General features: G+C 69.6%; 14 protein-coding genes. 2 read left to right on the top strand and 12 right to left on the bottom strand.

The annotated features are described in order from the left end of the window. From KIT86_RS11660 to KIT86_RS11615, 10 genes are read right to left on the bottom strand one after another with little or no spacing between them, the layout of a single operon-like run. Positions 1-639: an alpha/beta fold hydrolase gene (locus tag KIT86_RS11660; protein WP_297398498.1), complete on the bottom strand. Its 639-nt coding sequence runs from the start codon at positions 637-639 to the stop codon at positions 1-3. Continuing rightward, positions 636-2,975 (bottom strand): MMPL family transporter, encoded by a 2,340-nt coding sequence (locus tag KIT86_RS11655; protein WP_297398496.1) that lies wholly within the window; start codon positions 2,973-2,975, stop codon positions 636-638. Before KIT86_RS11655 ends, KIT86_RS11660 begins: the two co-directional genes overlap by 4 nt. After that, positions 2,972-3,535, bottom strand: coding sequence for a LolA-related protein (locus tag KIT86_RS11650; RefSeq protein WP_297398494.1), 564 nt, complete (start codon positions 3,533-3,535; stop codon positions 2,972-2,974). The genes KIT86_RS11655 and KIT86_RS11650 overlap by 4 nt, the downstream gene beginning before the upstream one ends. Then, complete coding sequence (locus KIT86_RS11645; protein WP_297398492.1) at positions 3,532-4,437, bottom strand: acyl-CoA synthetase; 906 nt, start codon at positions 4,435-4,437, stop codon at positions 3,532-3,534. Before KIT86_RS11645 ends, KIT86_RS11650 begins: the two co-directional genes overlap by 4 nt. Further along, positions 4,434-4,748: a hypothetical protein gene (locus tag KIT86_RS11640; protein WP_297398490.1), complete on the bottom strand. Its 315-nt coding sequence runs from the start codon at positions 4,746-4,748 to the stop codon at positions 4,434-4,436. The genes KIT86_RS11645 and KIT86_RS11640 overlap by 4 nt, the downstream gene beginning before the upstream one ends. Beyond that, positions 4,729-6,081 carry an AMP-binding protein gene (locus KIT86_RS11635; RefSeq protein ID WP_297398488.1) on the bottom strand — a complete coding sequence of 451 codons (1,353 nt, stop codon included), beginning with the start codon at positions 6,079-6,081 and terminating at the stop codon, positions 4,729-4,731. The genes KIT86_RS11640 and KIT86_RS11635 overlap by 20 nt, the downstream gene beginning before the upstream one ends. Further along, on the bottom strand, positions 6,078-6,740 hold the full coding sequence (locus KIT86_RS11630; protein WP_297398486.1) for a hypothetical protein: 663 nt from the start codon (positions 6,738-6,740) through the stop codon (positions 6,078-6,080). The genes KIT86_RS11635 and KIT86_RS11630 overlap by 4 nt, the downstream gene beginning before the upstream one ends. 1 nt (position 6,741) lies before the next feature. After that, positions 6,742-7,026 (bottom strand): phosphopantetheine-binding protein, encoded by a 285-nt coding sequence (locus tag KIT86_RS11625; RefSeq protein ID WP_297398484.1) that lies wholly within the window; start codon positions 7,024-7,026, stop codon positions 6,742-6,744. Between the two features lie 25 nt (positions 7,027-7,051). Next, on the bottom strand, positions 7,052-8,317 hold the full coding sequence (locus KIT86_RS11620) for a beta-ketoacyl synthase (protein WP_297398482.1): 1,266 nt from the start codon (positions 8,315-8,317) through the stop codon (positions 7,052-7,054). A gap of 3 nt (positions 8,318-8,320) precedes the next feature. Then, complete coding sequence (locus KIT86_RS11615) at positions 8,321-8,560, bottom strand: acyl carrier protein (RefSeq protein ID WP_297398480.1); 240 nt, start codon at positions 8,558-8,560, stop codon at positions 8,321-8,323. A gap of 242 nt (positions 8,561-8,802) precedes the next feature. Here KIT86_RS11615 and KIT86_RS11610 point away from each other — a divergent pair, with 242 nt between their 5' ends. Then, positions 8,803-9,468 carry a phosphatase PAP2 family protein gene (locus KIT86_RS11610; RefSeq protein WP_297398478.1) on the top strand — a complete coding sequence of 222 codons (666 nt, stop codon included), beginning with the start codon at positions 8,803-8,805 and terminating at the stop codon, positions 9,466-9,468. Here KIT86_RS11610 and KIT86_RS11605 read toward each other — a convergent pair. Next, positions 9,449-10,993 (bottom strand): methyl-accepting chemotaxis protein, encoded by a 1,545-nt coding sequence (locus tag KIT86_RS11605; protein WP_297398476.1) that lies wholly within the window; start codon positions 10,991-10,993, stop codon positions 9,449-9,451. The two genes, KIT86_RS11610 and KIT86_RS11605, sit on opposite strands and share 20 nt — an antisense overlap. Positions 10,994-11,183: 190 nt before the next feature. Between KIT86_RS11605 and KIT86_RS11600 the strand changes: the two genes are divergently transcribed. Beyond that, complete coding sequence (locus tag KIT86_RS11600; protein ID WP_297398474.1) at positions 11,184-11,663, top strand: cupin domain-containing protein; 480 nt, start codon at positions 11,184-11,186, stop codon at positions 11,661-11,663. A gap of 2 nt (positions 11,664-11,665) precedes the next feature. Here the strand turns inward: KIT86_RS11600 and KIT86_RS11595 are convergent. Continuing rightward, a partial coding sequence (locus KIT86_RS11595; RefSeq protein WP_297398472.1) for an amidohydrolase family protein occupies positions 11,666-12,083 on the bottom strand: 418 nt, incomplete at its 5' end.

Below are 12,083 nucleotides of genomic sequence, written 5' to 3'. Positions count from 1 at the left end.
TCAGTGGAAGTGCCCGGCATCGAGGAAACGCGCCCACAGCGGCTGCCAGGCCGACCAGTCGTGCCCACCCGGCACGGTGTGGCGCGACGCAGGCGGGAAGCGCTCGGCCAGTTGCGCGATGCGCTGGGCGAAGCGGTCTTCGGTGCCATGGCCGACGAAGACGGGCAGGTCGGCGGGCGGCCGCTGCAACCACTGCCATACACGCAGTTCGGGGTCCTGCAAGTCTTGCGCGGTTGGCTGCCAGCGCTCGATGCCACCGGCGCGCTCGATCACATTCACGCTCGGGCGGCTGCCCGGATACGGCGCGAGCAGGCACAGGCCGTCGGCCACGCCGGGGCGCGCGGCCAGATGCGCCATCGCGACCATGCCACCGAGCGAGATGCCGCCCAGCCAGACGCGCGCACCGCGCTCGCGCGCCGGCGTGAGCACGTGGTGCTGCAAGGCATCCCAGGTGTCCACGGCATCGAGGCCCAGGCCACTGATGTCCACCGCCAGCAGGTCCAGCGCCAGGTCACGGCGTGCGATGGCCTCGGCGAAGCCGGCTTCGAAGATGTCCTCCGGCCGCATGCCCACACCGGGCAGCATCACGAGCAACTGCGGTGCAGCGCCCGACGTGCCGACGGTGCGCAAGGGCTTCATGGCGCGGGCTTTCTGACCGCGAACGCCGCCGACAGCACCAGCGCCAGCACCGCGCCCGGGCCCACCGTCACGCCGATGGCATGCAGCACCGGCACCGTCGACCAGGCCAGTACGCCGAAACCGATGACGGTGGTGAAGCTGGCCACGCCGATCGACAGCAAGGTTTCGTCGTCCAGCACTTCGCCCAGCGCGAGGCGGTCGAAGAACAGCGCGTAGTTGGAACCCACGGCCACGGTCAGCAACATGCCCACCAGGTGCAGCAGGTGCAGGCGCACGCCGAAGAAGTGCAGGCCGGCGATCACGACCAGCACCGCCATCACCAGCGGCAGCATCACGCTGGCCAGCCGCAACGCACTGCGCTGCACGAAGGCCATGGCCACGACGATGGCGAGAAAGCCCGCCAGCGAGAGCACGATGGCCTCGTCGATGTATTCGCCGTAGAGCGTGTCGAACTCGCCCTTGAGGTCGATGAACAGCGCACCGCTGCCGGCCAGCGCCTCGCGCACGGCCGCCACGGGGATGTCCGCACCGGCGGCCTCGGCCGAGGGGCGCAGGGGCAGCAGCACGCTCCAGCCGTTGGAGCGCTGCATCAGCAGCGCGTCCACCGCGAGCCCCAGGCCCGTGCCTTCGAGGTCCTGGCGAGTCAGGTTGGGCGCCTGGCGCGCGGCCGCCACGTCGTCCAGGAAGGGCTGCAGGCGATCGGCCGGGAGGGGCGCGTCGACCAGGGCGCTGCGCAGCCGTTCGCGCAGTTCTTCGGGCGCGGGCAGGCTGGCGCGGCGCGCCGCCTGGGTGGCCTCGCTGGGCAGGAAGCGCGCCGGGGTGTCGAAGCCGCCGATCAGGCCCTGTTCGACCAGAGGGCGCAGCTTGGCGCCCGCGCGTTCGGCCGCCTGCAGCGCGCTCTCGCGGTCGGGCGCGGTGATCACCGCCATGTAGCGCGCATCGGGGGCCCCGAGGTCACCGCGCAGCCGCGCATCGAGTTCGCCCTCGGCCTGGCTCACGGTGGACAACGCGGACAGGTCGGACTGCCAGACGCCTTCGCGCTCCTGCACGAGGTACACGCTCGAGGCGAGAACCAGGGCCAACAGCGGCCAGCGCAACACGGTGGCGTGTTTCACCAGCGGCCGCAGCAGCCGGCCCTGGCGAGCGCCGTCGTGCAGGTGCACGCCCGGGCCCGCGAGCTGCGGCAGCAGGTAGCGGGTGACCAGCGCGGCCGTGAGCACCCCGGTGATGGCGTACAGGCCCAGCTGCGCCAGGCCCGGGAACCCCGAGAACAACAAGGCGCCGAACCCGAGCACCGACGTGAGCACACCCAGACGGATGGTGGGCCAGTACTGCTCGCGCCAGGACCCCACGCCCTGCCGCCCGGACTGCACGAAGTAGTAGATGGCGTAGTCCACCGCCTCGCCGATGAGCGCGGCGCCAAAGCCCACGGTGATGCCGAACACGGTCCCGTGCACGAGGCCGACCATCACGATGGCGGCCAGCGTGCCGCTGAGCACCGGCACCAGCGTGAGCAGCATCAGGCGCCCACGGCGGTAGACGAAACCCAGCATCACCGCGAGGATGGCCGTGCTGATGAGCGAGAGTCGGCTGACCTCTTCCTGAATGGTGGCCCGCGCGCGCACCGCAAACAGACCGGGGCCCGACATTTCCAGCGTGAGGGCCTGCAGGCCAGGCTGCTGCACGACCTGCGCGAAGCGCTCGCGGATCAGGTCGATGGCGGCGGCCTGGCCGTCGGTGTCGGAGCCGAGCGCGTGCGTCTGCACCACCAGCATGGCGCGCTCGCCGTCGCGCGAGGCCCACACGCCGTCCTGCTCGTTGGGTTGCACGCCCGCGTTCAGGCCCGAGACCAGTTCGACCAGCTCGCCCGTGGGGTCGCGCGCCAGGTAGGGTTTGAACAGCAGGCCAGCCGAGGAACTGAGCAGGTCCACGCTGTGGTTCACCGCGCTGCGCAGGCCTTCCACGCTAAAGCGCTCGGGCGTGACGGCGCTGCTGAGCACATAGCGGTGGTCAAGCAGGAAATCGCGCGCGGCGTCCATCGCATCGGCTTCGCCGTTCTGCACGGTGTCCAGGCTGGGCTCGTCTTTGAGCGAGGCGCGCAGCGCGCGCGATGCATCGGCGCGCTGCTCCGGCGTGCCACCGACGATGGCCAGCATCAGCAGGCGCGAGACCGCGCCCTCGCGCAGCTGGTCCACCATGACCGCCTGCTCGGGCGTGGGCTTGGAGGGCAGGAAGAAGGAGACGTCGGCCGAGAACCGTGTGTTCCACAACAGGCCCAGGCCGACGGCCATCGCCGCCAGCCAGATCAGCAGGGCGCGCCAGACACTTCGGGTCATGGCGTTGGCTCGATCGTCATTTCGGTGCGGTCGCCATCGGCCTGCAGGTAGTCGATGCCCAGCACCTGCTGGCGCACGCCCTTGACCGTGATGCTCTTGAGCAGGCTGGTGATGCGTTCGTCGTTGGGCACCAGCACCAGCACCCAGGCCTCCAGGCCACCGCTGAGCGAGAGCTTGTAGTTGCGCTCGAGCGCGGCGCGGTCGCCCGCGAGCGTGCTGCGAATGCTGTCCACGAAGGCGGCCACCTCGGGGCGCGCGCTCAGCCGGATGGTCATGCGGCGGCGGTCACGCTCCAGGCTGAGCGTGTCCTTGTCCAGCACCATGGTCTCGACCTGGGGCGTGAGCGTGCGCTTCTCCAGCCGGTCGGGTGGCGTGTAGCGCATCTCGCCGGTGGCGATGACCGGCTTGTCGAGCAGCGCAAGGTGACGTTTTTCGACAAACTTCGCCTGTCCGCCCGGGTTGCGGGCCAGTTCGGCCATCAGCTGGTCGATGTCGAGGGCGGCGTGCGCCAGGGCGCTCAAGCCCAGCAGCGCGAGGCCGCAGAAGAGTCGTCGGATCATTTGCGTGGCCAGAAGTCGTAAAAGTTGAACCAGTTGTAAGGCGCCCGGCGACAGAGTTCGCTCAGGCGGTCGGCATAGGCCTGCATGGCCTGCGCGATGGCGGCATCGCGCTCGCCGCGCTCGACGTCGGAGAAATCGGCCAACTGCTCGAAACGCAGTTCGTAGCGGTTGCCACCCAGGTACAGGCCGGCCATGAAGAACACCGGCCGGCGCAGCATGGCGGCCATGCGCCAGGGTCCGACCGCGAATCGCGCCGGCTCCCCCAGGAACAGGCATTCTGCCGTGCTGTCGTTGGCCAGGGAACGGTCGGCCAGAAGACCCACCAGGTAGCCGTCGTCGAGCTTGTCGCGCGCCTTGAGCATGGTATCCGGATGTCCCAGCGCCACCACGTCCTGCCGGGCGCCGGGTTTGATGGCGTTGAGGATGGCGTTGATCTTCTGCGCGTTGTCCTCGTACATCATCATGGCCACGGGCGCATGGGCCCGCGCGTGGGCCATCACGCGCAGCACCTCGAAGCTGCCCAGGTGGGCGCCGAGCAGCAGGGCGCCGCGCTGGCGCTGCAAGGTTTCGTGCAAGGCATCGTCACCCACGAAGGTGATGTCGAACAGATCAAAGCGGTCATTGAGCAGGTAGACGCGGTCGTGCACGGTGCTGGCAAAGCTGTGCACATGACGGTAACCGTCGAGCCAGGTGGGCGCGCGGCCGAGCGCGCGGCGCAGGTAGTCGCGGCCGGCGCGGCGCGCCCGGGGCGAGAAGAGCACGAAGTACAGGGTGACGAAGCGCAGCACGAAGCGGCCGAAGGGGCGGCCCAGGGTGAGCGAGAGCCAGACCATGAACCGCAGCGCGCCGAGGTGGCTGCGTTCGCGCTGGCGCATCCACTGGGGAGGCGTGTCGCCCCTCATGGCGCCGGTGGCACGAGGCTGCCGGCGGCCACTTCCTGGCCCTCGCAGCTCACACGGAAGGCAATGGCGCCGCGCGGCGTGGTCTGCAGCGCAAAGCGCAGTGCCTGGGACGGCCCGACGGGCACGAAGAACTTGGCCTGCGCAACCTGCCATCCGTCCAAGTCGGGCCGCCCCCGCATTTGCGCCGCGAACACGAGGGCCTGATCGAGCAGCACGACGCCCGGCACGATGGGCCGCGCCGGGAAATGGCCGGCGAAGGCGGGGTGGTCCGCCGGTACCGCCCAGTCGAACTCAGCCGCGTCCAAGGCCATGCCCCACTTTTTCGGCGTACAGCGCCTGCAAGGCCTGGCGCGGCAGCTTGCCGGTGCTGTTGCGCGGCAGGGCCTCGACGAACACCAACGGGCGCGGCAGGAAGATCGCGTCCAGCCGCTGGCGCAGGCCGGCCATGAGCGTGCGGGCGTCCAGCGTGGGTGCGACCACGAAGGCGGTCAGGCGCGTCACGCCATCGTCGTCGAGCTCGTCGGGCAGGAAGAAGGCCGCATCGACCACGCCGGGCAGCGCGCCGATCTGGTGATTGAGGTAGGCCAGCGAGGTGCGCTTGCCAGCGATGTTGATGAGGTCGGCGTGGCGGCCGTGCAGCAGGAAGCGCCCGCCGGTACCGGGTTCGATCACGTCGGCCAGCGGTACGCGGCCTTCGACGTGGCCTCCGCAGGCGTAGGTGGTGTCGCCTTCGTGCTCCAGGCGCACGGCGTTCATGAGCCGCCAGTCCGCGCCATCGAGCGTGCGGCGGCTGGCCAGGGCAGAGGACTCGGTGGAACCGTAGATCTCATGCACCGGCGCGCCGCAGCGTTCTTCAGCTCGGCGCGCAAGATCCGGGCTGAGTGGCGCGGTGGCCGAGAGCACCAGATCCATCGGCGGCAGCGGCAGCTCCGAAGCCAGCAGCGCGGAGAGGTGGAACGGCGTCGTCACCAGCATGCGCGGGCGGGGCACAGCCTCCAGCGCGGCCACGATGTCCTGGGGGTAGAAGGGTTTGCCGGCCGCGAACTGGCATCCGCCGTGCAGCGCGATGAGGAACGTCGACTCGAAACCGTAGCTGTGCTGGACGGGCACGGTGCCCACGATGGACTGCGGCCGCTGCATCAGGCCCAGCGCCGCGGCCTCGGCCCGGCCATTGAGCACCAGCTTGCCCCAGGTCTTTCGGTGTGGCTGCGGCAGGCCGGTGGACCCGGACGTGAACAGGATGGCGACGACGCGCTCGACGTCCACGTGGGGCATGTCGTGGACCTCGGGCCGAGGCCCGGCGGCGAGATCGGGAAACGCCATGCCCGGCAGGTCGGGCACCGCACCCGGGCGGTCGCCCAGCCAGCACACGCCGGGGTAGTCGGCCGCCAGGCGCTGCAGGGTTTCGGGCGACTGCGACGAAGGCTGGAGGCTGACCTTGCCCGCCAGCAGGCCGGCGGCGAAACCGACGGCGAAGTGGTACCGGTCTTCGCACACATTGAGCAGCCAGCCACCCTCGGGCAGGCGTTGGGCGAGCGCGTGCGCGTCGGCCAGAAACTCGCGCACGCGCGCCGGACCTTGCGCGCGCCAGGCCAACACGTCGTCGAGCCCGCGGGCCCCGATCAGCGGCAGGCTGTCGTTCATGGCGGAGGCGACCCGGCGCTGCGGCGCGCCGATTCTCGCTGGTAGGCCCGCCGGATGTCGGCCAGGCCCGGGCGCTCGTGCGGCGGCAGCACACGCAGGCGGACGAGGTGCTCCCCCAGGAACATGAGGCCGATCAGCGGACCCGTCAGCACGTTGGCGTGGATCGACCAGATGGCGGGTGGGGCCCAGATGAAGAGCCCGGTGGATACCAGCGCATTGACGAAGAAGAAGACGGTCCAGGCCAGCGTGGCGCCGCGCGTGTAGCGCAGCTTGCGCTCGGACAGGTCGTCCCCGAAGATGCGCCGCGCCATGCGGGTGATGAGAGCGTCGCCCGGGCCAAGCAGCGACTTGCCGAACAGCACGCCCAGCGCAATGTGGATGCCAAGGTGCTGGATGTAGTACAGCAGGGCCACGTTGTGGCGCAGGCGGGGCCAGAGCCAGGCCAGCAAGGCACCCAGGGCCAGCACGCCAGCGCCGCGCACGGCCCAACGGGGCAGGCGCCACAGCGCCATCAGCGCGGCCACGGCGATGGGCAGCACGCCCACGGCGGCATTGAAATCGGCGTTGCCCCAGCCCGAGCTGCCCACGTGCGCCGCGATCACCCAGGCCACCATCAGCAGCAGTGCGCCGAGGTCCCGCAGCAGCGTGGAAGCGGTCATCTCACTGGGTGCGCTGGCTGGCGATGTGGGCGGCCAGGGCGCGCGGCGAAGCGAAGATCTTTTCGTTGTCCTCGTTGTCCGAACGCATCTGGAAACCGTAGCGCTTGGAAATGACGAGCGAGATCTCCAGCATGTCGATGGAATCGAGCCCCATGCCGTCGCCATAGAGCGGGCCGTCGGGGTCGACCTCGGCGGGTGCGAGCTCCATGTTGAGGGCTTCGATGATCAGCGCGACCACCTCGGGCCACAGGGCATCGACGGTTTCAGGGGAGACGGGTGGGGTCATGACGGGCACTCGGGGAAAGAGATGTTCAAAGGGGCGGCGCGCGGAACGCCAGCACGGCGTTGCTGCCACCGAAGGCAAATGAGTTGGACAGTGCCGCGCGCAACGGCACATGGCGGCGGCCTTGGAGCACGTGGTCCACGCCTTCGCAGGCGGGATCGATGCGCCCGGCCAGGTGGGCGGTGGGCGGAATGGCCTGCTCGCGCAATGCCAGCACGGTGGCCACGGCCTCGATCGCACCCGCGGCACCCAGCAGGTGGCCGTGCATGGACTTGGTGGCGCTCACCGGCAGCGCCCTGGCGCCATCGCCAAAGACCGCGCACAGGGCCGCGACCTCCACCGGGTCGCCCTCGGGTGTGGCTGTGCCGTGGGCATTGACGTACCCGACTTCCTGCGGCGCAAGGCCGGCGTCGTCGAGCGCGGCGCGCAAGGCGCGCTCTTGTCCCTGCCGATGCGGGCGGACCAGATGACTGTGATCGCAACTGGTGCCATAGCCCACGATTTCACCATGGATGGTCGCGCCGCGGGCGATCGCGTGGTCCCAGGCCTCCAGCACCAGGGCCGCCCCGCCCTCGCCAAGCACCAGGCCGGCGCGGTCGGCCGCGAACGGTCGGCAGGCAACAGGGGCGGTATCGGCATCGCCGGGCGCCATCACCCGCATGGCTTCCCAGGCGCGCAACACGCTGTAGGACTGGCACACGTCGGAGCCGCCGGTGACCATGACCGCGGCCTCGCCGCTGCGCACGCGCCGAAACGCCTCGCCGATGGCGATGCTGGACGAGGCGCAGGCCGCCGTGTGGCTGGTGCTCAGCCCGCCCAGACCGAGCTGGATGGAGATGTGGGCATTGACCGCGTTGTTCATGCCCTGCACCACCGACAGCGGCGAAACCCGATCGCGACCGCGCACCCACAGATCACGGCCACCGCGCTCGTGCGCCTCCAGGCCGCCCAGGGCAGAGCCCCAGATGCAGCCCCAAGCTTCGCGCTCATCGCCCTGGGCCTCGTCGGGCCGGCGTGGCAGGCCGGCCTGCTCCCAGGCCTGGAAGGCCGCGGCCACGCCGAGTTGGGCGAATCGCTCCATCATGAGCGCCAGCGGCTTGCCCAGCGCGGCCTCGGCGTCAAAACCGGCGCAGCTCACGAACGGATGGGACATCGGGCGCGGCAGGTCCTGCGTCACCAGCAGGTGGCGAACGGCGGACTCGCCTGCCAGCAGGCGTTCGAAGAAGTCCCGGGCATCACCGCCGTAGGGGCTGATCACCCCGATGCCGGTGATCGCGACGCGGTGCAGGCGCATGGTTCAGCCGGCCTTGAGCGCGGCCAGCGAATCGATGACGGTCTGCATCTCGGCGACGGTCTTGGGCGGCTGCACATCGGAGGGGATGTCGATGCCCAGCCGGTCCTCGGCCTCAAACATCAGTTCGGCCAGCATCAGCGAGTCCACCCCCAGTTCGGCCAGCACGGCCTCGGGCAGCACCTGCTCGGGCTGGACGCCCAGGCGGTCGACAAGGAAGCTGCGGATCAGTTCAGTGGAGCTCATGAAAAATGCCCAAGGATGAGACTGGCACGGTGGGGCCTGCACGCAAGCCGATGCGCAAGAACGAACATGGGGGAACGCCTCCGAAGCAAAGACCGTCCTGAGGGTTCTGGCACGGCCTCGCGCGGGCACGCCGCCCGTGCTTCGCAGGGCAGGCGATTATACAAAGGGGCCATGGGAAGGCCACCCGTCACACGCGTGTCGTACATTAGGCCAGCCACTTTGTGCCGGCCCCGACCACACCCATGCCTCTGCCCACCGAACGCGCCTGGAACCGCCAGCTCTTGTCCCGGTTCGTCACGTTGTGGTATCTCAAGGCCTTCGGCACCATGGCGTTCATGGTGTTGTTCTTCCAGGCCTACTTCTGGGTGCTGCACCACCCGATGGCCGAACCGCTGATGATGCCCACCCTCGCGGTGGACGACTGGGTGCCATTCTTGCCCGAGGCCTTCTATGCCTATGTGTCGCTGTGGGTCTACGTGTCGCTGGCCCCGGCCCTGCTGCCCAACCTGCGCGAGTTGCTGCGCTACGGCCTGTGGGTGGGCGCGCTGTGCGTGTTCTGCCTGGCGCTGTTCTGGCTGGCGCCGACGCAGACGCCGGTGACCCACATCGACTGGTCTCAGCATCCCCAGCTGGCCTTTCTGAAAGGCATCGACGCCTCGGGCAACGCCTGCCCCTCGCTGCACGTGGGTTCGGCTGTGTTCTCCGCGTTCTGGTTCCAGCGCATCTTCCGGCAGACCGGCGCGCCGGCCGCGCTGCGCTGGCTGAGCGTGTTGCACTGCGCGGTGATCGTCTGGTCCACGATGGCGATCCGCCAGCACGTGTTCCTGGACGTGCTGGCCGGTGCCGCCGTGGGCGCCGGCTTTGCCTGGCTGTCGCTGCGCCGCTGGCTCAGCCCGTCGAGAGCCTGAACACCGACACGGCCTGCACCATCTGTTCGGCGCGGGTCTTGAGGCTGGAGGCGGCAGCCGCGCTTTGCTCCACCAGCGCCGCATTCTGCTGCGTGGCCTGATCCATCTGCGTGACGGCTTCGCCCACCTGGGCCACGCCCGAGCTCTGCTCCTGGCTGGCGGCGCTGATTTCGCCCATGATGTCGTTGACGCGGCGGATCGAGTTCACCACCTCGGTCATGGTCACGCCAGCGCGGTCGACCAGCGAGCTGCCCTGCTCCACGCGTTCCACGCTGGCGGTGATCAGGCCGCGGATTTCCTTGGCGGCTTCCGAGCTGCGTTGAGCCAGGTTGCGCACCTCGCCGGCCACCACGGCAAAACCCCGGCCCTGCTCGCCGGCACGCGCGGCTTCCACCGCTGCGTTGAGCGCCAGGATGTTGGTCTGGAAGGCGATGCCGTCGATCACGCCGATGATGTCGGCGATCTTGCGGCTGCTGTCGTTGATGTCGCGCATGGTGTCCACCACCTGGGCGACCACCTCGCCACCCTGCGTGGCCACGGTGGAGGCACTCATTGCAAGCTGGTTGGCCTGCTGCGCGTTGTCTGCGTTCTGGCGCACGGTGGAGCTGAGCTGCTCCATGGACGCGGCGGTCTCCTCGAGCGCGCTGGCCTGCTGTTCGGTGCGGGCCGACAGGTCGTTGTTGCCCTGGGCGATCTCGGCGCTGGCCATGGCCACGCCTTCGGCGTTGCCACGCACGTTGGAGACCACGCGGCCCAGGCTCTCCTGCATGCCCTTGAGCGCCTGCAGCAGCTGCGCGGCTTCGTCGCGGCCCTCGGTGCGGATGGCCTGCGTGAGGTCGCCATCGGCGATCCGGCGCGCGCCCTCGGCGGCCTGGCGCAGCGGCACGGTGATCGAGCGGCTGAGCACGAAGGCGGCCGCCGCACCCAGCAGGGTCGCGACCAGACCACCGACGATCAGGATGGTGCGGCCGCTGGCGGCCTTGGCCTCCGCCTCTTTCAGCGCCGCGTCGTAGATGCCCTGCTGGCGCTGCTCCAGCTTGAGGATGGAGTTGATGTAGGCCTCGGCCAGCGGCTTGAGGTCGCGGTCGAGCGCGGCGCTCATGTCTTCGCCGGCCATGCGGGCCTTGAGCACGGCAGCGCGTGGCGTGCGGTAGGCCTCGCGCGCGGCGTCGATGTCGGCGAGGAGGCCTTTGCCGGTGTCGGAATGGACCAGCTCGATCATGCGCTTGCGCGAGGCGGTCGTGATCTCGGAGGTCTTGTCCATGTCGGCCTGCCACATCGGAATGCGGCTGGTGTCGGAATCGAGGATCGCGGCGCGGGTGCGCACCCAGTTCACGTCGATGGTCTGGCGCCAGCGCGCGGCCAGTTGCAGTTTTTCGTTGTCCTCTCCGGCCAGCGTGCGCGTCGTCTGCACCAGTTCCTGCAGGCGCCAGACGCCGATGCCGGCCATCAGGGCCGTGATCAGCAGAACCAGTCCGAAGGCGATGCCCAGGCGGCTGCCAACCTTGATGTCGTTGAGTTTCATGCGGGTGAACTTTCTGGAGAGGTAAGGGGATCGGCGCCCGGGACAGCCCGCTTTTGGCGGACGTGGCCCAGCGCCACCACCCTCAGGGCATCGGCGGATTGGCCATGATCTTGAGCGACCCACCCGACGGCAAAGCGCCGAAGAAGGCAAGCTCTTGCCCGCTTTTCAGCGCCCGACCACAATCCTGGCCATGCCCACCGACTCAAAACCCGTGGCCGTGGTGGCCGCCGATGCCCCTGCGCGCACCAAGCCCTCGAACTACCCGGCGCCTTTTGCGGCCCGGGTGGCCGGGCGCGTCAAACGTCCCCTGGGCGACAGGTTCGGCCTGACCCACTTCGGGGTCAACCTCACCACGCTGCCGCCCCGGTCGGCCTCGGCGCTGCGGCACGCCCACAGTCGGCAGGACGAGTTCATTTACATCTTGGCGGGGCACCCGACGCTGTACACCGACGAGGGCGCGACGCCCTTGTCGCCCGGCATGTGCGCAGGTTTTGCGGCCGGCAGCGGCAACGGTCACCGGCTGGCCAACGAAACCGACGAGGTCGTGCAGTACCTGGAGGTGGGCGACCGCAGCGAGGGTGACGAGGTCAGCTACCCGGAAGACGATCTGCAGGCGGTGCAGGTCGAGGGCCGCTGGATCTTCACGCACAAGGACGGGCGACCGTACTGACCTCAGCCGCCGCGCGGCTCCAGCCTGGGCAACAAACTGGGTCGTCCGCGCCGCAGGTAGCGGCCCTGGCCGCGGCGAGGATGGAATACCCCGCCGTGCCAGACCACCTCACCGCCAGCCAGCGTGGTGCCCGGCCAGGCGCGCAAGACCATGCCCTCATAGGGCGTGTGGTCCACCGCGTGGTGCAGGTCGGTGTTGCGCACGGTGCGCTCGCCCTCGTCCCAGATCACGAGATCGGCGTCGCTGCCGATGGCAATCGTTCCCTTGCGGGGGTGCAGGCCATAGGCCTTGGCCGGGTTGGTGGCCGTGAGTTCGACGAAGCGCTGCAAGGTGATGCGCCCCCCCAGCACGCCTTCGGAATACAGCAGCGGCATGCGGGTCTCGATGCCGGCCAGGCCGTTGGGAATGTGCTGGAACGCC

Source organism: Hydrogenophaga sp., assembly GCF_026125825.1.
Classification (GTDB): Bacteria; Pseudomonadota; Gammaproteobacteria; order Burkholderiales; family Burkholderiaceae_C; genus Hydrogenophaga.
This window is presented reverse-complemented; position numbering and strand designations above follow the sequence as displayed.